Origin of the sequence: Gluconobacter sp. Dm-74, assembly GCF_018256135.1 — a bacterium.
Lineage (GTDB): Bacteria > Pseudomonadota > Alphaproteobacteria > Acetobacterales > Acetobacteraceae > Gluconobacter > Gluconobacter cadivus.
Map to the genome: position 1 here is coordinate 57850 of NZ_JAERLX010000008.1, position 22478 is coordinate 80327.

General features: G+C 57.2%; 20 protein-coding genes. 6 read left to right on the plus strand and 14 right to left on the minus strand.

The genetic code is table 11. The features are described 5' to 3' along the window. Positions 1-42: 42 nt before the first annotated feature. The 6 genes from JK208_RS11575 to JK208_RS11600 all read right to left on the minus strand — a co-directional run bounded on the left by JK208_RS11575 (position 43) and on the right by JK208_RS11600 (position 8045). Positions 43-1053 (minus strand): MYG1 family protein, encoded by a 1011-nt coding sequence (locus tag JK208_RS11575; protein ID WP_211576375.1) that lies wholly within the window; start codon positions 1051-1053, stop codon positions 43-45. A gap of 94 nt (positions 1054-1147) precedes the next feature. Then, positions 1148-1528, minus strand: a complete 381-nt coding sequence (locus tag JK208_RS11580) for a VOC family protein (protein ID WP_211576313.1) — start codon at positions 1526-1528, stop codon at positions 1148-1150. A gap of 56 nt (positions 1529-1584) precedes the next feature. Then, positions 1585-1917 carry a hypothetical protein gene (locus tag JK208_RS11585; protein WP_211576314.1) on the minus strand — a complete coding sequence of 111 codons (333 nt, stop codon included), beginning with the start codon at positions 1915-1917 and terminating at the stop codon, positions 1585-1587. Positions 1918-2060: 143 nt separating this feature from the next. Then, on the minus strand, positions 2061-3635 hold the full coding sequence (locus JK208_RS11590) for an efflux transporter outer membrane subunit (RefSeq protein WP_194268783.1): 1575 nt from the start codon (positions 3633-3635) through the stop codon (positions 2061-2063). Between the two features lies 1 nt (position 3636). After that, entirely contained in the window at positions 3637-4821 is a 1185-nt protein-coding gene (locus tag JK208_RS11595) for an efflux RND transporter periplasmic adaptor subunit (RefSeq protein ID WP_194262881.1), read from the minus strand. Further along, positions 4821-8045: an efflux RND transporter permease subunit gene (locus JK208_RS11600; RefSeq protein WP_211576315.1), complete on the minus strand. Its 3225-nt coding sequence runs from the start codon at positions 8043-8045 to the stop codon at positions 4821-4823. The genes JK208_RS11595 and JK208_RS11600 overlap by 1 nt, the downstream gene beginning before the upstream one ends. Positions 8046-8323: 278 nt before the next feature. Between JK208_RS11600 and hpxZ the strand changes: the two genes are divergently transcribed. After that, the gene (gene hpxZ / locus JK208_RS11605; protein WP_211576376.1) at positions 8324-8725 is read left to right on the plus strand and encodes an oxalurate catabolism protein HpxZ; all 402 of its coding nucleotides are present in this window, start codon (positions 8324-8326) and stop codon (positions 8723-8725) included. Between the two features lie 9 nt (positions 8726-8734). Here hpxZ and JK208_RS11610 read toward each other — a convergent pair whose 3' ends face one another. The 3 genes from JK208_RS11610 to JK208_RS11620 are packed head-to-tail and all read right to left on the minus strand — an operon-like array spanning position 8735 to position 11362. Next, on the minus strand, positions 8735-9559 hold the full coding sequence (locus JK208_RS11610; protein ID WP_211576316.1) for an ABC transporter permease: 825 nt from the start codon (positions 9557-9559) through the stop codon (positions 8735-8737). Position 9560: 1 nt separating this feature from the next. Next, positions 9561-10385, minus strand: a complete 825-nt coding sequence (locus JK208_RS11615) for an ABC transporter permease (protein WP_211576317.1) — start codon at positions 10383-10385, stop codon at positions 9561-9563. After that, on the minus strand, positions 10382-11362 hold the full coding sequence (locus JK208_RS11620) for an ATP-binding cassette domain-containing protein (RefSeq protein ID WP_211576318.1): 981 nt from the start codon (positions 11360-11362) through the stop codon (positions 10382-10384). Before JK208_RS11620 ends, JK208_RS11615 begins: the two co-directional genes overlap by 4 nt. Before the next feature lie 207 nt (positions 11363-11569). On the opposite strand from JK208_RS11620, the gene JK208_RS11625 reads away from it, so the two are divergent. Continuing rightward, the gene (locus JK208_RS11625; RefSeq protein ID WP_244901476.1) at positions 11570-13099 is read left to right on the plus strand and encodes a carbohydrate porin; all 1530 of its coding nucleotides are present in this window, start codon (positions 11570-11572) and stop codon (positions 13097-13099) included. A gap of 4 nt (positions 13100-13103) precedes the next feature. Here JK208_RS11625 and JK208_RS11630 read toward each other — a convergent pair whose 3' ends face one another. Then, positions 13104-13532 (minus strand): Lrp/AsnC family transcriptional regulator, encoded by a 429-nt coding sequence (locus JK208_RS11630; protein ID WP_211576319.1) that lies wholly within the window; start codon positions 13530-13532, stop codon positions 13104-13106. A 120-nt stretch (positions 13533-13652) separates the two neighbouring features. On the opposite strand from JK208_RS11630, the gene JK208_RS11635 reads away from it, so the two are divergent. Beyond that, positions 13653-14720, plus strand: a complete 1068-nt coding sequence (locus JK208_RS11635; RefSeq protein WP_211576320.1) for a saccharopine dehydrogenase family protein — start codon at positions 13653-13655, stop codon at positions 14718-14720. 5 nt (positions 14721-14725) lie between these two features. On the opposite strand, the gene JK208_RS11640 is transcribed toward JK208_RS11635, so the two are convergent. Beyond that, complete coding sequence (locus JK208_RS11640; RefSeq protein WP_249202124.1) at positions 14726-15721, minus strand: YeiH family protein; 996 nt, start codon at positions 15719-15721, stop codon at positions 14726-14728. Positions 15722-15881: 160 nt separating this feature from the next. On the opposite strand from JK208_RS11640, the gene JK208_RS11645 reads away from it, so the two are divergent. Further along, a complete protein-coding gene (locus tag JK208_RS11645; RefSeq protein ID WP_211576322.1) occupies positions 15882-16859 on the plus strand; it encodes a LysR family transcriptional regulator in 978 nt (325 codons plus the stop codon). Here JK208_RS11645 and JK208_RS11650 read toward each other — a convergent pair. Both JK208_RS11650 and JK208_RS11655 read right to left on the minus strand, forming a co-directional pair. Next, on the minus strand, positions 16833-17039 hold the full coding sequence (locus JK208_RS11650; RefSeq protein WP_062027513.1) for a cold-shock protein: 207 nt from the start codon (positions 17037-17039) through the stop codon (positions 16833-16835). The two genes, JK208_RS11645 and JK208_RS11650, sit on opposite strands and share 27 nt — an antisense overlap. A 528-nt stretch (positions 17040-17567) precedes the next feature. Further along, positions 17568-19100 carry an inorganic phosphate transporter gene (locus tag JK208_RS11655; protein WP_211576323.1) on the minus strand — a complete coding sequence of 511 codons (1533 nt, stop codon included), beginning with the start codon at positions 19098-19100 and terminating at the stop codon, positions 17568-17570. A 290-nt stretch (positions 19101-19390) separates the two neighbouring features. Between JK208_RS11655 and JK208_RS11660 the strand changes: the two genes are divergently transcribed. Both JK208_RS11660 and JK208_RS11665 read left to right on the plus strand, forming a co-directional pair. After that, on the plus strand, positions 19391-19558 hold the full coding sequence (locus JK208_RS11660; RefSeq protein ID WP_167386170.1) for a hypothetical protein: 168 nt from the start codon (positions 19391-19393) through the stop codon (positions 19556-19558). A gap of 142 nt (positions 19559-19700) precedes the next feature. Continuing rightward, positions 19701-22184: a phosphocholine-specific phospholipase C gene (locus tag JK208_RS11665; RefSeq protein ID WP_211576324.1), complete on the plus strand. Its 2484-nt coding sequence runs from the start codon at positions 19701-19703 to the stop codon at positions 22182-22184. A gap of 13 nt (positions 22185-22197) precedes the next feature. On the opposite strand, the gene JK208_RS11670 is transcribed toward JK208_RS11665, so the two are convergent. Beyond that, positions 22198-22470 (minus strand): hypothetical protein, encoded by a 273-nt coding sequence (locus JK208_RS11670; protein WP_211576325.1) that lies wholly within the window; start codon positions 22468-22470, stop codon positions 22198-22200. Positions 22471-22478: the final 8 nt, after the last annotated feature.

Consider the following 22478-nt stretch of genomic DNA (forward strand, 5'->3'; position numbering starts at 1 on the left):
AATTTATTTGAAGATCAAGGCCCTGAACTCAGACGTTTCGTCTCAGAACCCGGCGATCTGCAGAGCCAGTTGGGCCATACGGATGGCCCCCTCGCGGCTCGTTGCGCCGCAAATGAAGCGGGCAGGATGGGCAAAGACGGCGTCAGAAACACCGGAAACCGCGGCCAGCTTGTCCCGCTCCAGACCGCCCCAGGCTTCCGGCAGGGAAACGCGCTGGCCGAAATCGCCACGGACGGGCGGAACGGCCTTGACGTTCCACTGCTCCGGTCCTGCCGGAGAGACGACATACACAACCGGCAGGTCACGCTCGAAAATGACCTTTTCCGTCGGCATGCCCGTTTCCATAACAAGAATGCGCTTGTCTTCAGCGCTTTCATAAGCCGCAATCACGCGGTTTGTCGCTTTGAGGCTGGCACGGATGCGGTCCACGATATTGACCAGATGCGAGGCGACGGCTGTGGCGGCATTGGCGAAACCGAGGGACTCCCGTGCGCGGGCTTCTTGCTTGCCGTAAAGCTCCGCCGTATCCCAAGGCGGGCTGCACGCCGAGACGATGTCCGCCAGCGAGAGCTTGCCCATCTTGACCACACCATTGTCATCCTGATCGATCGGCAGGATCAGGGATTTGTCGAGGCTCTGCCAGATCAGGTCCACGGCGGCGTCATCGGCCGGAGTGTTCAGGATATTGCGAATGGCCGGGCGACCATAATCCTTCCACAGGAGGCCAGCCGCGCTATAGGGCGTGCCGTCTTCACGAAGGGGCTTGTCCTTCATGTGGTGGTCGTAACGGCCATGGGGCGGATCATAGAGGCCACCGACGTCGAAAACGATATCGGCTGATTTGATAACGTCCGGATTGCGCGTCCGGATGAAGGTCAGGCGATCGGCGGATTTTTCTTCGAGAACACGCGCACGGAGATCTCCCTGCGGCGCAAGGGCGTAATGCAGGATGACATAACCCATGGTCTCGTCGACATGAAAATTGCCAGAATGGGTCAGTGCCGTGACAGGCTCTGTGCCGTTTTCGAGACCAATGGGGGTATGGTGAGACATCTTGGGAACCTGCCGACAGGAAGAAAGGGACATGTTGGCCCCTTTCATGCCGCAGGCCAGCCCGGCAGACAACCTCGCTGCCGGGATTGGTTTCTCAGCCGACCCGATGCACGGCGCAGAGCTTGTTGCCATCTGGATCGCGCAGATAGGCAAGGTAGAGGTCGCCGGTCGCGGTGTGGCGAATGCCGGGCGGCTTTTCGATGGCCTCGCCACCGTTTTCGACGCCAGCTTTGTGCCAGGCGTCCACCTGTTCGGGGCTGCTCATGGCAAACCCAACCGTCCCGCCATTCGCGCCTGTGGCCGGTTCACCGTTCAGCGGCTTCGTGATGATCAGACGACCGCCGGAATGGACATAGACAAGCCGACCCTTTGCATCGGGTTCGGCGGGTGTACAGCCGATGACGCCAAGTGTTGCATCATAGAATGCTTTGGAACGGGCGATGTCGTTGCTACCCAGCATGATGTGGCTGAACATGAAAAGACTTTCCTCGGTGAAGGGGTGCGGCAAGACGAAACTGCCTGTCCGCAGGATCAGTCGATATTGATGTTACGGATTCCGCCAGGAATGCGCGTTTTGGAATCGCGCGGGACGAATGAAAGCCCGGTCGTATTGTAATCCGGGTTCTCCGCCATCGCCTGAAGGGTCATGTCGTCACGCACGTCCAGCGGCCGGCTATGTCCCTTGTTTTCTTTGCGAATGGTAGCAGCACAGAATTCTGCGGCAGCGGCGAAGGGGCGGGCATTGCCGTTGGCCCCGCTCACCATCTGCTCCCGGATGCATTTGCTGTCAGTATGGCCTGTAACCCACGGAGCAGAAGAACAGGATGCAAGCAGAAGAACGCTGGAAAGAAGAACGTAACGCATGAAGCAGAGCCTACTCGTGGCAGGGAACGGGATAAAGCATAGGCCCGGTAGAACCTGAGTGCTTATTGGATCGCTCCTTGCGAAAAGGTCAATGCCCTGTTTGGTCCTGATCGGAATGACATCGGTCAGGACCAAATATTTATTTAGCGTGTTGCTGGCAGACCAGTCGTCAGGTTTTCGAACTGCTCTGGATGCTGGGACGTCGTGACGTCCCCGACGGGTTTCGGGTGATGCAGATTATCATACTGCAACGGCGTAATGGACAGGGTCTGGTCCATTGTGGGCAGGTCACGGACAGTCCAGCCGCCGCCGAGGCTGCGGATCAGGTCCACGTCCGCGTGGTACAGGCGGGTTGCGATCTCGACCTGATGGATGCGGCTTTCCAGCGTGTTTTCCTGACTGAAAATGGCCTCAAGATAGGTTCCGACGCCGCCCTGATAGAGCGTCATGGTCATGTTCTGCGTGGCGAGATTGGCTTTGACAGCCTGTTCCAGCGCTGCATTTTCCTTGGTCAGACGTTCGGTCAGGGACAGCCCGTCTTCCACCTCGCGGAAGGCCGACAGAACTTTCATGCGATAGTCGTCGCGCGTTTCCCGATAGGCCGACCATGTTCTCTGAAGTTCCGCCCGGCGCAGTCCACCATCGAAGAGCGGCATGTCGAGCGTCGCGCCATAGGTCCACAAGGAGTTGGCCAGATTGGCCAGATCGAAGCCATTGGCGGAGAAACCACCATTCAGGCGCAGGGCGATATGCGGATAGAAAGCCGCACGCGCAATGCCGATTTCACGATTGGCCTGTGCCATCTCGCGCTCGGAGGAGGCGATGTCCGGACGACGCTGGAGCAGGGTGGAGGGCACGTCCGTGGGGATCGTCGGCTGGACGAAATGGAACTGCGGGCTGGCCGGGATGTGGAAGCTCGACGGTGAACTGTTCGTCAGCACCGCGATGGCATGTTCCGTAACCTGCCTTGCGGCCTGAATGTCCAGACGCGCCGCCTGTGTGGTGTAGAGCTGCGCCTGTGCCCGTGCCAGATCGAGGCGGGGAGCAGCCTGGTTCTGGACCTGATTTTCAGTGATATGAACGGCCCGCTCATAATAGCCGATGGACTGCGCATAGATCGCATCCTGCGCGTCATAGCCGCGGAGCTGGATGTAGTCGCGGGCAAGCTCGGCCTGCGTGCTCAGGCGTGCCATGGCGAAGTCCGCCGCACGCTGCTGGGCGAACTGTTTCTGTTCGCGGACGCGGTTGCGGATGGATGACCAGAAGTCAGGTTCCCACGATGCCAGACCGCCATATTCCTCTTCGGTCTGGGTCAGGGTTGCACCGTTGCGGAACAGGCGATCAGCGGACTGTTTGTTGTCCGACGCACCAGCTTCGAGGCTGACATGCGGCAGCAGTTCCGAACGCGCGGCCACGACGAGGGCACGCGCCTGAATGAAGCGTTCGGCAGCGGCCTGGATGTCGCCGTTATCCGAGGTGGCGCGGGCTTCAAGATCGTTCAGCAGCGGGTCCTGAAACATGGTCCACCAGTTGGTGGGCAGTGCTGTATCAGCTGGTGTGGCCACGGCAAACGGTGCCTGCCCCTGCCATGAGGCAGGGACGACAAGGTTCGGAGCCTTGTAGGTGGGCGCCAGATCGCACGCGGACAGACCGAGCAGCGACAGGGCGGTGCCGCAGACCAGACCGGTGCGGCGGAGGCGGGAGAAGGATGGGATCATCTTACTCGTTCTCTTTTCCAAAGCCGGACTGGTTGTAGCCGCGCTGTGGCACGGTCACGTTGACCTTGTCGCCTTCGAGCACATCTGCGGGCGGATTGGCGATCACACGGTCGTTGGGGCCGATGCCAGCCTGAATTTCCGTTGCCGTATCGGCCATGCGTCCGACCGTCACGTTCTGGAAATGGACCGTGTTGTCGTCGCGGACCACGGCGAGCTGCATGCCCTTTTCCTGAAAGACCAGAGCACTCGTGGGAACTTCGTAGAGATGCGAGTTTTCGTTGTTCGCCTTAAGCTCTACCGAAGCGAAGGTCCCCGGCCACAGGACTTCGTTCGGATTGTCCATCTCGAACTCCGTGGTGGAGGTGCGGGTGTTCGGATCATAGCCGCGCGCGGTCGTCAGGAAGTTCGCCGTGAATTTGCGGTCTTTGAACTGCGGGACGGTGACTTCGGCTGTGATGTCCGGCTGAAGGACATACTGAAAGACTTCCGGCACGGAGACGAACAGACGCAGCTTGTGGACGTCAGCCACGGTGAAAAGCTCGGAGGCCGCGCCTGCGGCGTTGAGGTTGCCACCACCGTCATGGACGTAGTCGCCGACATTGATGTCACGCGAGGTCACGATACCATCGAAGGGGGCAACGATCGTTTTGAAGCGTTCGAGCGCCTCAAAATGTGCGACATTGCGTTCGGCAGCTTCGACCTGCGCCTTGGCGGACTGCTGGTCGGCCTGCGCGACGGAGACGGACTGTCCCGAGACGGACTGTGAACGGCCCATGGCCTGCCAGCGCTGGAGCGTGACATTGGACAGGTTGTACTTTGCCATGATCGACGCGAGATCGGCTTTCGCCTGTGCATATTGTGCGTCCAGTGCCGGGGCGTTGATCTCGGCCAGAACGTCACCCTGCTTCACGCGGGCACCGTAGTCCTTGTACCACATCTTCACATAGCCCGAGACCTGCGGATAGATCGGCGCCTGATACCAGGCATCGATGTTGCCGGGCAGCGTCAGGGCGACCTTCTTGGGGGACTGGATCGGCTTGACGACGGCAACGTCGGGCAGAGCGTTTTCCTTCGTCTCTGCTGCAAGGGCCGCAGAGACATGGATACGGTCAACGACGATATAGCCGACATAGAGCGCGAGGAGGCACCCTCCCGCAGCGGCGATGAGTTTGGGGGAGGTAGCCATCAGGCGATTTCCTTCTGACGCGATGTGCGGTTGTGGAGGATTGCGTAGACGCAGGGAACAAAGAGGAGGGTCGAGATCGTTGCGACGATCAGGCCGCCGATCACGGCGCGGCCGAGGGGCGCATTGGTCGAGTTCGATGTCGCCATCGGGATCATGCCCACGACCATGGCCAGCGCGGTCATGATGACCGGGCGGATGCGGCCATAACCGGCTTCGATAGCGGCTTTAAGCGCATCGCCGTGGATTTCGAGGCGTTCACGGGCAAAGGACACCACGAGGATGGAGTTCGCAGTTGCGGTTCCCATGCACATGATGGCACCCGTCAGGGCCGGGACGGACAGGCGTGTCTGCGTGAGGAACAGCGCCCAGGCGATGCCGCCGAGTGCGCCCGGAAGGGCTGTGATGATGATGAACGGATCCAGCCAGGACTGGAAGTTCACCACGATCAGCAGATAGATCAGGACGATCGAGATCGCGAGACCGATGATGAGCTGCTTGTAGGCGCTTGCCATCGTTGTGGCCTGACCGTGGATATCGACTTCGGCGGAGGTCGGCTTGTTATGATCGTCGTGGGCGACGACCTGACGCACCTTGTCCAGCACGGAGCCCATATCGGTGCCTTCGATGTTCACATAGATGTCGATTTCGGACATCGAGTTGTAGTGCGAGACTTCGCCCGGGGTGCCGGCTGCCACGACATTGGCAAGGGCGCCCAGAAGCTGGGTCTTGTCGTTGGGATCGCCGTCTCCCTTGTCGACCGGGATGGTCAACAGGTCATTGAGATGGGTGAGCTGATCCTGTGACGTGTAGACGTTGAGCGGGAAGGTGACATTGTCGACCGGATCAAGCCAGAACTGCGGATCGACGACGCCGGAACCGGCAAGCGTCAGCAGTTCGTTGGTTGCAAGATCGGCTTCCGTCACGCCAGTTGCCTGACTGAAGGTTCGGTTGCCATTCACCATCAGCGTTGGTGTGGACATCGTCTGCTGGATGTTCACGTCTGCCGTGCCTGGAATCTGGCGGATCAGCCCGATCAGGTGCTTGGCGTAGTTGTAGTTTTCCATGGCATCCGGGCCGGAAAGCTGGATGTCGATGGGGGCGGCGGAGCCGAAGTTCAGGATCTTGTTCGTCAGATCCGCAGGCTGGAAGGTGAAGACCGTTCCCGGGAAGCGCTTGGAGAGATCCTTGCGCAGGAGGGCACGGTAATCCCAGACTGGGGATTCAGCGTTCTTCAGGGCGATCGTCAGATCGCAATCCTGCGTCCCGATGGACGGGGTCGGGATGAAGGCCTGGTTATGCGGTCCTTCAGGAAGGCCGCAGTTCGAGATGATGTTCTCGACCTTGCCCGGCAGAAGCTGGTTGATGCGATCGTCTACGAGGGCGGCGATGCGGCCTGCGACTTCAATACGCGTTCCGAGCGGTGCGCGCATGTGCATCTGAAGGGCATCGGATTTCACTTCGGGGAAGAAGTCCCGGCCTGCGACGAAATACAGCCCCATGGATGCGATGGAGAGCACCATGAAGATGCCGACAAAGGCGCCACGGCGTTCCACGCAGCGTGTGAGGATCGTGTTGTATCCTTCACGGAAGCTGGTGAAGCGCGCCTCGAAGCCCTTCTGGAAGCGGCTGAAGAAGCCGGATGGCGGACGCTGGGTTGCGTGCGGGTTCGGGATGTCGATCGCAGAGTCATGAATACCATGCGGGTCTTCATCCGGGCCGGGTGCGCCGACGGGGTGATGCACATGGCCTGCGAGAAGGTACTTCGCCATGGTCGGAACGAGGGTTCGCGATAGGATGAAGGACGCGATCATCGCGAACATGATGGCAAGCGCCATTGGCATGAAGAGATAGCCTGCGACGCCATCCAGCTCGAACAGCGGCAGCCAGACGATGCAGATGCAGGTCGTGGAGACGAAGGTCGCGATGACGATCTGGTTTGCCGCATCAATAATGGCGGTTTCGAGGTCCTTGCCCATTTCAAGGTGAACGTCGATGTTCTCGATCATCACCGTAGCATCATCGACGAGAATACCGACGGCGAGGGCCAGACCGCCGAGCGTCATGACGTTGATCGACTGACCGGCCCATCCAAGGGCGATGATCGAGCATAGAATGGCCAGCGGAATTGAAGTCGCGATGATGACTGTCGAGCGCCAGGAGCCGAGGAAGAGCAGAACCACGATCCCGGTCAGGAACGACGCAGTGATCATTTCCTGAACTACATCCTTGATCTGATCCTTCACCATGATGGAGGCGTCGGACAGGATGGAGATATGGACGTCAGGAGGCAGGATCGCTTTCAGGCGCGGAAGCAGGGCCTTGGTCGCCGCGACCACATCGAGTGTGGAGGCCGTGCCACCCTTCTGCGTGATCATCTCGACGCCCTGGCGGCCTTTGACCAGCACGAGGTTCGTCTGGGGATGTCCGCCGCGATAGACCGACGCCACATCGCGCACATAGATGACCGCATTGCCAACGCGTTTGACCGGAATATTGGCGATATCGTCCATGGATTCCGGGGCGGCGTTGGTCTGGACCATCCAGTCGGTTGCATCGATCTTCTGGTCACCTGCCGGCAGAACAATATTCTGGGCGGTCAGGGCAGCCTGAACGTCTGCGGCGGAGAGGTGGTGAGCCTGAAGCTGCTTCTGGTCCAGGGAGACCATGACGAAGCTGTCCATACCGCCGTAAGGATGGGCGACGATGGCGCCGGGAACCGTAGCAAGAAGCGGACGAACGCGAATGACACCGAGCTTGAAGAGATCGGACGGTGTCTGTTTGTCAGACGTCATCTGAAGCGCAATGACCGGAACCTGAGATGGATTCAAGGCCACGATCATCGGTGCCGGCACTTTGGGCGGGAGCCCGAGCAGCACGGTCTGTGCGATGGCCGACACTTCGGCTTCGGCGGTACCGACCGATGTTCCGGGCTGGAAATAGATATTGACGATCGAGCGGCCGTAATAGGAGCTGGACTCCATGTGCTCGATGTTCTGAACGGTCGTGGTAACGGCCAGTTCGAAGTTATAGGTGATACGGCCTGCAAATTCCTGAGGCAGAAGCCCCGGATAGGTCCAGATTGCCGCGACTACCGGAACCTTGATGTTTGGAAAAACATCGGTCGGCGTCTTGAAGATCGACATCACGCCAAGCAGCACGATCATGATCGACAGGACGACAAAGGTGAGCGGTCGCCTTAGCGCGGTGACGACGATGGCATTCATTCAGCTCGGTTCCCAACAGATTTTGAGCAAGGAAGGGAAACCGGGACAATAGGTGGGATGAAATACAACGTCTTTTAAATCGTGGTTTATGGAGTTTTTTTTACTTTTCAAAATCCATTAAAATTTTTTTATGATTTGAAGAGAGGAATCAGTATTTACGAAAGACGGTACAGATCTCGTTACGTTTCGAAAACTCACGAGATGGTGATTTTTTCAAGGAATGCTATGTCTTTTTCGTGATGGAAGACCTTGCTGAAAGTCCTGTCGGAGACCGAATGATGACGCTGAATCCTTTTCCTGCGCTGAATGATCCTCAGGTTCTTGCGGACGTGACTGCGATGTCCGACCGCTATGAAAAGGCGCTGGGCGAGAATATCCTGCACGAACTGGACGCGCTTTTTTACGACGGCGCAGAAACAGTTCGTTACGGTGTGGGCGAGAACCTCTACGGGTTTGAGGAAGTTCAGGCCTTCCGCCGGGCGCGGACGGGAGGATCACCGCCGCGGGAGGTCCTGCGGCGTGTCATTACGGCTGTAGGGCAGGATGTGGCGACGGTCGATCTGGAGTTCCGGCGCATCGGGGCTGAGAAGATCGGGCGTCAGAGCCAGACCTGGTTCCGTACGCCCGATGGATGGAAGATCATTGCCGCGCATGTGTCGCTGATGGGGACTGGGTCTTAAACCCGGCCGTCAGCTTCCGCTGGAAACATATCCTGCAACCGCCCGGTGCCAGATCAGGACCATGACGCCCAGAAAGGCAAAGCCTGCAATCGGAGACAAGGCGCCGATCCATGTCGGCACCCCCAGCGGGTCGGGATGGTTGAGGCTGAACAGGGCGGGATAGTAGCAGACGGCAGCGAGCGGCAGGACGAAGGTGATAAACCGCCGGAGCCAGCGTCCGAACATGGTCAGCGGGTACTGTCCGGCCTCGACGCCGCCATAGGTCAGGACGTTCACGACTTCCAATCCCTCGACCGTGATGAAGCACAGTGCGGCCTGTCCGATCAGGACACCAAGGAACATGGCCGCTCCCCCTGCGATGGCGAGCGGCAGAACCAGAACCGCGCTCCACTGGACGTGCGGGGCAAGCCATAATCCGGCGATGAGAACGAACGCGCCCTGAAGGAAACGTCCTATGGGGCGCAGGCGCAGTTCATGGCCCAGAAGCAGAATCAGGGTTGAGCGTGGCCGCAGGAGCAGGCGATCAAAGCTGCCGGTGCGGACATATTCGCCGCCAAAAACCTCGAAGCCGCGCCCCAGTGTTTCGGCCACGGCAAATGCCACATTCACCAGACCATAAAGAACGGCAACCGTGCCGATATCCCATCCCGCAATGCTGCCAAAGCGTTTGAACAGGCTCCAGATGCCGAAGAAGCCGAGCAGGGTCGTGATGAAATTCCCGATGGCCTGAATGGCAAACGTGCCGGGGTAGCGGAGTTGCGCGATGATCGAAGCGCCCGCCATGCGGCGGTAGAGACCAAGGGCGCTGAGCGTGCGGGCAGGGGTATGTGTCATGTCAGGCCCCCTGAACTTCCAGCCGGTTGACCGTCTGGCGCATCCATAAGCGTCCGAGAAGGGTGAGTGTTGTCAGCCAGAAAAGCTGAAGACCCAGCCCGGTTGCTACGCCGCCTGGAATGGGCGTGCCCAGATAGATGCGGATGGGAATGTCGGTAATTCCGGCAAACGGCTGTGCGAGCAGGAAGGAGCGTATCCAGTCGGGATAGAGCGGCAGCGGCAGGAGCATTCCAGAAAGTAAGACAGCCAGCGGTGTGCCGACTGCGTAGCTCCCGAGCGGTGAGAGCGTGCGGGCCGTCAGGATATTCCACCACATGACAATGGTGGCCGAGAGCAGTGCACCGAGCGTGATGGAGATCAGCGACAGAGCGGCCGCAGCCATACCCGCTGGTGGCGCGAGGCTCCATGCGCCGAGGCCCACCAGCATGGCCAGCGGACCCGCTACGCAGGCCAGCAGGACTGCACGGGGAACAGCATTGCCCAGCAGACGCGCGAGACTGGCCGACAGCCACCAGTTCCACATATCGACCGGACGCAGCAGATCATAAACGATCGCGCCTGTTTTGGCGGCGTCTCCGATGGCGGGCAGGCAGCCGAGTGGCAGAAGGGTGAAAAGAGACTGCTGGATCCAGGTGTAGGTCATGGCCTGTCGCAGCGAGAGCGGGGCCTGAACGTCCGGGGCGGCGTGATAGACAGAGGCATAGGCCATTAATGTCACGGCGCCGAACCACATCTGCGCCATCAGTCCGGCTACGACTGCGATACGGTATCGCAGACCGATCTTCCACTGCAGCCCGAAGGCCGTGAGATAGGGGCGGAGCGTCATGCGGCGTGGTCCGCATAAAAGCGTGTGATGATCTCGTCGATCGAGGGGCGGCTGATCCTCAGATCGTCCAGCCCGGACAGATGTCCGACATGGGCGACGAGGGCAGGGGCCGGGATCTGGCGCGGATCGAACGTGATGGTGAGGCTGTGTGGCGCGCGGGCGGTTTCGACTGCGCCTGCCGGGAGCGCCAGTTCGGGCGGTGTGCCGTGGAAATCCAGTTCGAGAATGCGTTCGGACAGGGTTGTCATGCGTAGGTCCTCGAACGGGCTGTCTGCGAGGATGCGCCCATGCCCGATGACGATCACGCGTTCGGCCAGCGCTTCAATATCATGCATATCGTGGGTGGTGAGCAGGACGGTCGTGCCCCGGTCCCGGCAGAGTTCATGGACAAATGCCCGGACGGCGAGTTTTGACGGTGCGTCCAGACCGATGGTGGGTTCGTCGAGGATCAGAATGTCGGGGTCATGGATCAGGGAGGCAGCGATTTCGGCACGCATTCTTTGCCCGAGCGAAAGCTGACGGACGGACTGGTCCATGATCGCTCCCAGATCGAGCGCCTCGGCCAGCCGGGCGCGGTTGCGAGCAAAACGTTCGGGCTCGACGCCATAAATGTCGCGCAGGAGGGCAAGGCCTTCACCGACCGACAGATCCCACCAGAGCTGGGTGCGTTGGCCAAAAACGACCCCGATCCGCGCGACATGGGCCACACGGTTTGTCCATGGCACCAACCCGTTGACCTGCACCTCTCCCGAGGTGGGACGCAGGATTCCGGATAGGATTTTGATGGCTGTCGATTTTCCTGCGCCGTTCGGGCCGATGAAACCGGCGATCTGGCCCTTGGGGACGGAAAAGGAAATTCCGTCCAACGCCACGATCTCGCGCGTCTTCCCTCGCCAGCTTCCACCTTCGCGGACTGTATAGGTTTTCCGCAGGTTTTTGACGGTAATGGCATCTGGAGCGGGGAAGGGAGGCTGCATGAGGATTCCGGGATGGGAGGGGTAACGAAAACAAACGTGATCTTATTTCAGAAAATAAAGTCTTATTGTTTCAATTGTCTCACTGTTTTGTGCCTTCCTGCAACAAAGCTCTTTCTGTAAAGTGAATTTTACTTAAGGGTGCCGATCATGGCATCCCTGTCTTTCGCATTTTTTTTGGCTCTGTAAGGGGATGTCGGTTTGAGGCATGTGAGTAAATTCCTGACGTTGGTTTCTGCTGGTACGGCTTATCGTCGGTCCGGTTCCGCTCTGTCGTTCGCTTTTGCCTGCGGGTTGGGGGTGCTCACGATGGGAGCCGGTACTGCCGAGGCGCAGAGCAGCAAGAGCAAGGCCAGTTCGGAAGATCTGACGAATCCTGCCCCCATGGGGTCGGAGACGCAGCCGGTTCCTCCGCTGTCCACGACCATTCCGGGTTTCCTCCAGTCTCCATACGGACCGCCGTCCTTTGGTGCGCCTTACGGCACGACCCATATGTTCGGGACCTGGGGAGGGGTGCAGCCCTGGCTTCAGAAGCATGGCATCTATGTTGCGGTGGATGTGTATGAAAGTCTTATGGGCAATGTGACGGGCGGCCGTCACCAGACCGAGACCAATGCCGGGCAGGTCGGCGTGACGGTTGATCTGGACTGGCATCAGATTCTGGGTGGCGACTGGTCGAAGGATCTGTGGCTGCATACGCTCATGGTGAACGGGCATGGCCGGAATCTGAGCGGTGATATCGGCGATAACGTCACGCAGGCTCAGCAGATCTATGGTGCGCGTGGCAATGTCGTGGCGCATCTCGTCTGGGCATACGGAGAAAAAGCGTGGTTCAACCGGAAGGTGGATCTGGCAGCGGGCTGGATCCCGACGGGCACGTTCTTCAATAATTCCCCCTGGCTTTGCAGCTTCGCGAACGTCTCCATGTGCGGCAATGTCACGCCGACCAAGTACCTCAACGGCGGACGTGACTGGCCGTCGGGCAATATGGGCACGGTTCTGCGTCTGATGCCGAACCCGCATCTCTATCTGATGGGCGGTCTGTTTGCCGTATCTCCCCATTCCTATAATGGCGGTATTTCCGGTTGGTCCTGGGCACAGAGCGGGCTTGGAAAGCTCTCCACCGAGGTTGAACTGGGCTGGATTCCGGAGTTTGGCAAGGACAAGCTGATCGGCCATTACAAGGTCGGCGCCATGTACGACAATTCGCGCTATCACGATCTGTATGATGACGGATCCGGACAGGCATGGGTGCTGAGCGGACGTAGTCCGCGCTATCAAAGCGGTCAGACGTCTGTCTGGGTGCTGATGGATCAGATGCTGATCCGGCATGGCGATGGCCCGATGAACGGCCTCATGCTGGCGGGGTATTATTCCTATGCTTCAGGCCAGACCTCGGCGATGAACCATCATCTGGTCGGCTCTCTGCTTGATACCGGAAAGCTGTGGGGGCGGCCTCTGGATACGTGGGGTATTGCGTATCAGTGGATGAACTTCAGCCGGGCTGCGACCCTTCAGCAGGAAGCGTCGTTTGATAATGGCCTGCCGTTCCAGTCCACCAATTTCGGTGTCCCGCATGGCATTCAGTCCCATGAGAACATCTACGAGTTTTTCTACAGCTATCACATCATGACGGGTCTGACGTTGCAGCCGGATTTCCAGTATTTCAACCGTCTTGGGGGAACGACCCGCTACAAGGATGCTGCAGTTCTGGGGTTGGTTTTCAACGCTGCTCTCTGAGAGATCAGTTTCCTTTACGGAAGCGTGTGGAGAGAATGATGGCGGACACCGTTCTCTCTACACCTTCCATCTGGCCGATGTCGTCAATGGCACGGTTGATGCCCTCCGTCGTTGCGGCGCCGAGCAGGGCGATCAGATCCGAGGCGCCGCTGACTGCGTGTAATTCGCGGAGTTCGGGTAGCGTTTTCAGATCGCGCTCCACTTTCTGGCTGTGACGGGGCGTGATGACGATCGAGACATGTGCTCGCAGCAGGTCGTCGTCAGTATTTTCCACAAGTGTGTAGCCGCGAATATGGCCCTGTCGCTCCAGACGTTCCATACGTCCCTGAAGGGTTGTGCGTGAAATCCCCAGCCTGCGCGCCAGCGCAGCTGTCGGTGTGCGCGCATTGCGTCGCAGGATGTCGAGCAGGGTCTGATCTAGTGAATCCGTCATTCTGCCAGTTATAACCGGCAATCTGCCGATGGAAACTGTATTTCATCGTCGGCATGCCGCTTGAGATCCGTCTGCCCTGATCGTGATGCTGTCATAACACTTCCGGAACAGGATATGATCATGAAGCAGGTTACGGTTGCAGGCGCGGGAAAGATCGGTTCAGCCATTGCGGAGCTACTCCATCATGGAGGCTATGGCGTTACGCTGCTGGACTGTCATACGGATCATCTTCAGGCGCTCGTCCTGCCGGAAGGCATCAAACGCAGGACGGTGGATATTGCGAAAGGGCTAGATGCCGAACTGCTAAATGGGCAGTTCGCCGTACTGTCGGCACTTCCCTTTCATCTGACGCGGAATATCGCGAAAGCAGCCGCTACGGCAGGAACGCATTATCTCGACCTGACGGAAGACGTCGCCTCCACCAAAGATGTGAGGGCGCTGGCCGAAGGGGCATCGAGTGCATTTATCCCGCAATGTGGTCTGGCGCCGGGCTTTGTTTCCATTGCTGCACATGATCTGGCGCAGCATTTCGATGAGGTCGAGACAATCCGGCTTCGGGTCGGGGCGCTGCCGCGCTTTCCGTCCAACGCGCTGGGTTATAACCTGACTTGGAGCACGGAAGGTCTGATCAACGAATATATCGAGCCGTGCGAGGCGATCGTAGACGGGCGACGGGTTTTGGTTCCTGCTCTGGACGGGGTCGAGACGCTGGGTGTTGATGGCGTGACCTATGAAGCCTTCAATACGTCAGGTGGGCTCGGGTCTCTGTGCGAGACCTATGAAGGCAAGGTTCGGGAACTCAATTATCGCACCATGCGCTATCCGGGCCATCGGGATATCATGAAGGTTCTGCTGTCGGATCTGCGTCTGTCGGAGCGGCGGCATATTCTTCAGGATATTTTCACGCATGCCATTCCGGGAACGACGCAGGATCTGGTCGTTCTCTCCGTTATCGTGACCGGCCTCAAGGATGGTAAGCTTCAGCAGGAAACCGTTGCCCGTTCCATTGAGGCGCAGGATTTCATGGGAGGGTTCCGTACGGCAATCCAGCTTACGACAGCCGGGTCTATCTGTGCCGTTCTGGACCTGCTGGCAGAAGGGAAAATTCCGACGCGGGGCTTTGTCCGACAGGAGGATATTCCGCTGTCTGATTATCTGACCAACCGGTACGGGAAAATTTATCAGTAAGAGTGTCAGGTCAGGATCTTCATCAGCGCCAGACTGGCGCTGACGAGGCCGGCCAGAGACAGGGCGACCGTGAGCATTAATGGTCCGCTGGCCTTGAAGACGGAGCGGACATCAATGCTCAGTCCCAATGCTGCCATCGCCATGACGGTCAGGGTCGTGGCGAGGGTGTTGAGGACGGGAAGAAGCGCTTCAGGGATTATATTGAAAGACCGGCAGGTTATCATCAGCAGAAACCCCGTGATGTACCATGGGACAAGCCGACGGGACGTTTGATGCGTTCCTGTCTGACGGTTTTTGCGGGCGTACAGAAGCGACAGGACAATGCACACGGGTCCCAGCGTCAGGACACGCATGAGCTTGACCAGTGTTCCGGTATGTAGGGCTGCGGCCCCGAATGGTGACGCTGCCGCCATGACCTGGGGGACGGCATAGACGGTCAGTCCGGCAACGCTGCCTTCCGCGATATCGGACAGATGCAGGAATGGCAGAAAAAGTGGCAGGCCCAGAACGATGGCAAGACCGCCTGTGGCGGTGAAGGCAAGAGTGGCGCCAATATCTTCGTCACGAGCATGAATGACGGGTGCGACGGCCATGATGGCGGAGTTTCCGCAGATCGAATTGCCGCAGGCCACGAGGAGGGTCTTTGAACGGGGCAGGCCGGTGAGGCGTCCGATCAGGATTGTCAGGGAAAGGCTGAAAGCGACCATTCCGAAAACACAGACAAGAATTCGGGGACCTGCCGAGACAATTCCCCTTAGGCTGAATCCGGTTCCAAGAAGAACGATTGCCACATCAAGAAGGGATTTTGAACAGAACCTGATCCCTGGATCGAAAACGCGGCTTCGACTGGAGACCAGTCGGAGGCAGACCCCGATGACAAGGGCCAGATTGAGCATTTCAAGCCATGATTTCTGAAGGAATGCGCGTTCGATTTTTTCTGCTTCAAAAGCCAGCAGGGCCGTGACCGCACAAAGAGCAATGCCGGGAAATCTAGTGACCAAAATTTCGGGCAACCTGAAAGCGGGCCGGTTTCTGAAACAGGATATGTGCATGATGATCTCCTTTGCCGGAGACATCTAGGCTGAGGCTAATATATCATTCCAACGAATAACTTTTCTGATTCCAATCGGAAAATCAGATGATTTCTGTTAGAAAGACGGCATGACACTCGATCAGCTTCGTCTTTTCATCGCTGTCGCAGAACGCGAGCACGTCACAGCCGCAAGTCAGGCGATGAACGTGACCCAGTCCGCCGTTTCGGCTGCCATTGCGGCGCTGGAAGCGCGGTATGGGGTCAAGCTTTTCCATCGGGTTGGGCGGGGGATTGCTCTGACGGATGCAGGACGTTTGTTTCTGCCAGAGGCACGGGCAGTTGTCGCGCAGGCCTCGGCTGCTGAGAATATCCTGAAGGATATCAGCGGTCTGAGACGGGGTACGTTGAAGGTTGTCGCCAGCCAGACCATTGCTGCGTACTGGCTGCCCCCAATCCTTGTCGCCTTCCGGAAGAGATATCCAGACATCAAGATCGAACTGGCGATCAGCAATTCGGAAGAAGCATCCCGAATGGTTCGGGAGGGTGAGGCCGAGGTCGGGATTGTGGAAGCCGTTGTCGCTGATCCTGCACTGGCGCAATGGCCGGTCGGTGAGGACCATATGATTCTCGTGCAGGCAAGTTCCCTGATTCCACCCCGGATCGACGACGCTTGGTTGCATCAACAAAATTGGGTCATGCGAGAGGCGGGCTCCGGAACACGTGCAGCGCTGGAGCTCTATCTGGGAAGATATGATATTGACATCGAAGATCTGAATATCAGTCTTGTTCTGCCTTCAAATGAGGGTGTGCAGACGGCCATAGAAGCGGGGGCCGGGATCGGCGCATTATCGTCTCTGGTTGTTGGTCCGGCGTTGCGCGCAGGCACGTTGCATGCCGTACTTCAGGTCCCTGAAAGTCGTTTTTTCTATGGTCTGCGTCACAAGGAGCGTTATCAGAGCCCGGCTGCCACGGCCCTGCTTGGTATGAGCGAATTTATCGCAGTTTCGCGGGGTGTGCAGACATGCAGAAAGCCGCCCGTAAAGGCGGCTTTCTGCACATCAGAATGTCCATCTGGGCAATCAGATTGCTTTGATGCTCACTGCTGAGGTCTTGCCGTTACGACCAGCTTCGAGTTCGTAAGAGACGTGCTGACCTTCGTTAAGGGTGTGCATTCCGGCGCGCTCGAGTTCAGAGATATGAACGAACGCGTCCTGTCCACCGTTGTCAGGCTGGATGAAGCCAAAGCCCTTGGTGGAGTTAAACCATTTTACGGTGCCTGTTGCCATAACGAGGCTCCTTTTTAACAATAGCAGTCGTGTACAAGATACACACGAAATCATAACACTTAAGGAGAAAGAATGGCGCAACACGCGCCGAAAAACTCACTCAAGAGCACCTGCTGTATTGAGATAGGCGCCATATTTTTCAAAAATGCAAGAGAAAAAACTTTTTGAAGAAATTTAATTTGTAACGTCGTTAAATATTAAATGGAGCATTTTTGCAGATTTATTTCTACGAAATTATGATTTTTGTTTTGGAATAAAATATCACTCCTCTGCAAGATTTCAGAATAGGGAAAAATAATTTATGAAAAATTAGAATTTAATTTCGACCGTAGGATGCTCAACATCGTTTCTGTAAAATGGGAGAATATGAATAGACAATGGCTTTTTAATGCCCTGTCTTTCGGGCAGAATTTTTCAAACGTGCTTGCTTCGCGCCAGCTTTTGAAGCCTCTGGACATGGCTCGACAGTAAGGAAGAGATCGGCTGCCTTGTGCGGACATATAATCCGCACAAGGCACTACGATTTGATCAGAAAATCTGACGGAACAGAACATAGAGGATGCCTGCAATCGCCATTGCGGCCGGTAGGGTGGTGACCCGTGCCAGAGCCATGGACCGCAGGGTGGCGACCTGAATGCCTGAACCGTTGGCGGCCATTGTTCCAGCCACGCCGCTCGACAGAATATGCGTCGTCGAGACGGGGAGGCCGTATCTTTCAGCCAGACCGATAGTTGTCATTGCCACGAGTTCAGCCGAAGCTCCCTCGGCATAGGTCATATGGGTTTTGCCAATCTTTTCGCCGACAGTCACCACAATCCGCTTCCATCCGACCATCGTTCCAAGACCCAGCGCAATGGCGACGGAAATCTTGACCCAGAGCGGAATAAAGCGCGTGCCGTGATAGAGTTCGGACTGGAAGGATTTCAGCGCATTCTTTTCCGTTGGCGTAAAATCCTTTGCGTCTCCCATGACGCGGATGGCGTCTGCGACCAGATACATGTCCGTACGGACGTTCGGCACGGCCGCGGCAGGGACGGCTTTCATGGAGCCATAAGTTTTGACCGAGGTGGAGATGTCGTTGCTGAGAACGGCCAGCGCGTCATAGGTCTGTGGAGAGGCAACGGACTTGGCGCGCAGGCCAGCGCCTACGATCTCACGGGCATTTGCTGCTGTGAGCGTGGTGGACGGGGATGGGGAGTGGCTCAGGAAGATTTTTTCGGCTTCTGCGGAAGACTGAAAGAACGCAGGCATGGCACTTTCCGGCATAGCCCGGTTCAGGGCATAGGCGGTGGGTGCTGCGCCAATCAGGATCAGCATGATCAAACCCATGCCTTTCTGCCCGTCATTGCCGCCATGCGAAAATGAGACACCTGTGCAGGTAAAGATCAGGAGCGCGCGGATCCACAGAGGTGGCGGAGTATCGCCTTTAGGAGCCTGATACAGGGCCTTGTTGCGGATTAGCAGTTTCATGACGAGCAACAGAAGTCCGGCCATGACGAACCCGCAGATGGGGCTGAACAGCAGGGCGGAGAAAACTTTTTCAACCTGGCCCCAGTCGACACCCTGCGTCGCCGCCCCGGTCGGCGACATCAGTTGGTTGGCTAGGCCGACGCCCATGATTGACCCCACGAGGGCATGGGACGAACTATTGGGGATGCCGAATGCCCATGTCACGAGATTCCAGACGATAGCAGCGATCAGCAGGGCGAAAATCATGGCATAGCCCGCACCGCTTCCGGCCTGAAGGATCAACTCCACCGGAAGAAGTGTGACGATGCTGTAGGCGACTGCTCCGGTGGAGAGTGCAACACCGAGAAAATTCCAGAAGCCGGACCAGATGACGGCCACGAGAGGGGGCAGGCTTCGGGTGTAGATGACGGTTGCCACGGCTCCTTCGCCGACCGAATGCATATCTCTGAGAATACTGAATGCGGCAAAGCCTAACGCCCCTATCAGCACCGCAAAAAAGAGGACAACATGCAGAGGCTTGTTCCCTCCACTCATGTTGGGGCGCGAAGAAGACTGGATTTCCGCGCGGGAACCTATCGCCGTTTCAGACATCACCAATCCATGGGTTGTTTACCTTTTTGCAATCTATTGCACGCCCTATGAAGATGCGACCATTGAAACATGACTGTTTTGCGACAGTCTGGGTAAATCAAAATTCTTCATGACTGTTATTGATTTTGAATTTTATTTTGTAAGGATTTTGTTTTTATTTCCTGGTTAAGGGTGGAATATATTAAATAAAATTGAATGCTGAATAAGAAATCGTTTCGGATATCCGAAAGAAACCATGCGAGAGCTTCGACGTTTTCTATGCCGAAACGTATTTCCGAAGGGACGCTCACATGCGAAAATCCATCCTGCTTCTTCTGGCTCTTTCAGTCTCCTGCGTCACGCTGACGGCCTGCGAACATCATCGGACGTTTGGAGAGAAGGTACGTGATACCGTTGATCCGCCCAAGGGACCGATCGAGCGGGCAGGGCGCTCTGTTGATCGCTCACTGGGCAACTGATCTTCACAACACCGCCGGGTGGTGGAACCTTTATTAAATTATAAAAGCAGGGGGTGAACTGATTTTGCGAAATGTTTAGGACTGGCCTGATATACCTTATTTATGGCGCGCAAACGCCTTCTGGTTTCAGGCAAAGATCTATATGTCCTCTCGCAGAACCTTTCTCAAATATGCCCTGTTCGGTGGGGCGGCCGCAGCGACCGAAGGGCTGCCGGCCGCTATCCGCCGCGCTTACGCCATCGCGCCTGATCCGGGAACGACATATCTGAATGCCGAGCATGTGGTGATCCTCATGCAGGAAAACCGCTCTTTCGATCATATGTTTGGCACGCTCGCTGGGGTTCGCGGGTTCAATGACAGGCGGGCTATCCGGCAGAAAAACGGCAATTCCGTTTTCGTGCAATCGGGGAAGGGTGGCGAGACTTATGCGCCCTGGCGCCTCAATATTCATGACACCAAAGTTACATGGATGGGCTCAATCCCGCATTCCCGGGACAGTCAGGTCGATGCGTGGAATGGGGGGCATCATGATGACTGGATTGATGCCAAACGTCCCTACAAAAAGGACTATAAACAATACCCTCTGACGATGGGTTACTATACCCGTGAGGATCTGCCGTTTTATTATGCGTTGGCCGATGCTTTTACGGTGTGTGATCAGAATTACTGTGGGGCGATGACGAGCACGACCCCCAATCGTCTGATTTTCTGGACGGGAACTGTGAGGGACCAGCAGAACACAACGTCGAATGTGTATATGCGGAACCCGGAAATCCTTGAAGGCGGCATGACCTGGACGACCTTTCCGGAGCGACTGGAAAAGATTGGTGTTTCCTGGAAATTCTATCAGAACGAACTTAGTCAGACGGGAGGGATGTCCCCGGCAGAGCGCTCCTGGCTGTCAAATTTCGGATGTAATGTTCTGGAGTGCTTCGATAACTTCAATGTCAGCTCCAATGCGGGGTTTGGAGACTGGATTGACGAGCGGATTCAGGAATGTTCCGATCATATCAATCGGCTTGAAAAACTCGAGATGCTGGTTTCGGGTGAGCGTGGCGAGCAGCTTGTCGAAGCTAAGGCGCTGATGGAAGTTCTGCGTCGGCGTCAGCAATCCGCCAAGGGATATGAGGCTCTGACACCTGCGGAACGCGCGCTTTTCACCAAGGCGTTTGTGACGAACAAGGCTGATCCGAACTATCACTCCTTGGAGACTCTGGCTTTTGCGGATGATCCCGATTCAAAAGGGATGAAGGCGCCAAAGGGCGATGTGTTGCATCAGTTCCGCACGGATACGCGGACAGGCAATCTTCCCGCCATTTCGTGGCTTGCCGCACCGGAGCATTTTTCGGACCACCCGACATCGGCCTGGTACGGGGCTTGGTATGTGTCGGAAGTCATGAACATTCTGACCGAAAATCCCGATGTCTGGAAAAAGACCATTTTCATTCTGACCTATGATGAAAATGACGGGTATTTCGACCACTGCTGCTCTTACGCTGCTCCAGATCCCCAGCGCCCGGAAACGGGACGCTCTTCCGAGGCGATTGGGCCGGACGGGCTGGAATATACGACGGCGGATGATGAAATGCGTCTTGGCGTTCCCGAGCGACTGGCCCGTAGTGGCCCGATCGGACTGGGGTTCCGGGTGCCGATGGTTGTTGCCTCTCCGTGGAGCCGTGGTGGCCGCGTCAATTCGCAGTTGTTTGACCACAGTTCGACATTGCAGTTTCTCGAACATTTTGTTGAACGGAAATTCGGAAAGCCTGTTCGGGAGACAAATATTTCTCCCTGGCGCCGTGCGATCTGCGGTGATCTTACGTCCTGCTTTCAGTCCTCCGAAGCGGATGCTCCATCCCTGAACTATCTGGACCGGAACACACATCTGCAAGCGATTGAAGACGCGAAAAATCGTCCTTTGCCAGGTGGCTTTCTCTCTCTGTCGGCTTCCGAGACAGCAACGCTGAGAACACAGCCGGATCTGTTACGGGAAACTGTCCGGCAGGAATCAGGAACACGTCCAGCCTGTGCGCTGCCGTATGAACTCTATTGCGATGGCGGCGTGGTGGCAGGAGAACGGCGTGCCGGCCTGAAGCTCCGCGCAGGCCGAGGCGTTCATGGGGAACGCTCAGCGGGGGCGCCGTTCAATGTCTATGATTATCGCAATGATGGTCGGGACATGCAGGTAGGAACCTATGCTGTTGCGGCCGGTGACGACATGGACGTGATACTTCCCGCCGTAGACGGGCTGTATGATGTGGCGGTTCATGCGCCCAATGGCTTCTACCGGGCCTATCGGGGGCATGTGGATCGTGTTCTGCTGCGCTCGGCATGTCGCTATGAAAGCGGCGTGAAGGGGAAGGGGGCAGCACTTCTTCTCTCGCTCAGTAATGGTGGTAAGGTTCCGGTGACGATCCAGTATCGGGCGGGAGATGCTGCGCCGTTGCAAAAGGTTATTCTGAAATCCGGGGGGCATAAGGACATCAGGCTGGATCTGTCAGCCACGCATCAATGGTATGACGTGACGCTGACCTCTCCGGATGACGCCGATTTCAGGCAAGTTCTGGGCGGTCGGATGGAAACAGGGCAGCCCACGATCACCGATCCTGCTGCGGCGTTTTCCAGCTAAGCGTTTTTGAGCGTCATGGTCGTGAACGCTGTTCTCGCCAAGAGCAGAACAGTGTTGCGACCATGATTTCCGGACCTGTGAACAGGATCCATTCAATGATATTCAGGATGATAAAATCGCTGGACGTGGCCTGAAGAACGAGGCTGGCGGTCAGACCGGCAGCGGCGCAGGATTTCAGAATATTCCGTTGAAGGTCTGTCAGGCTGTTGCGACACAGGACGCGATTTCCGCGCACTGATGCCGTAACGAGCACTAGCATCGCGCCCTGTCCGAATAGTAGCGACATGATCCAGT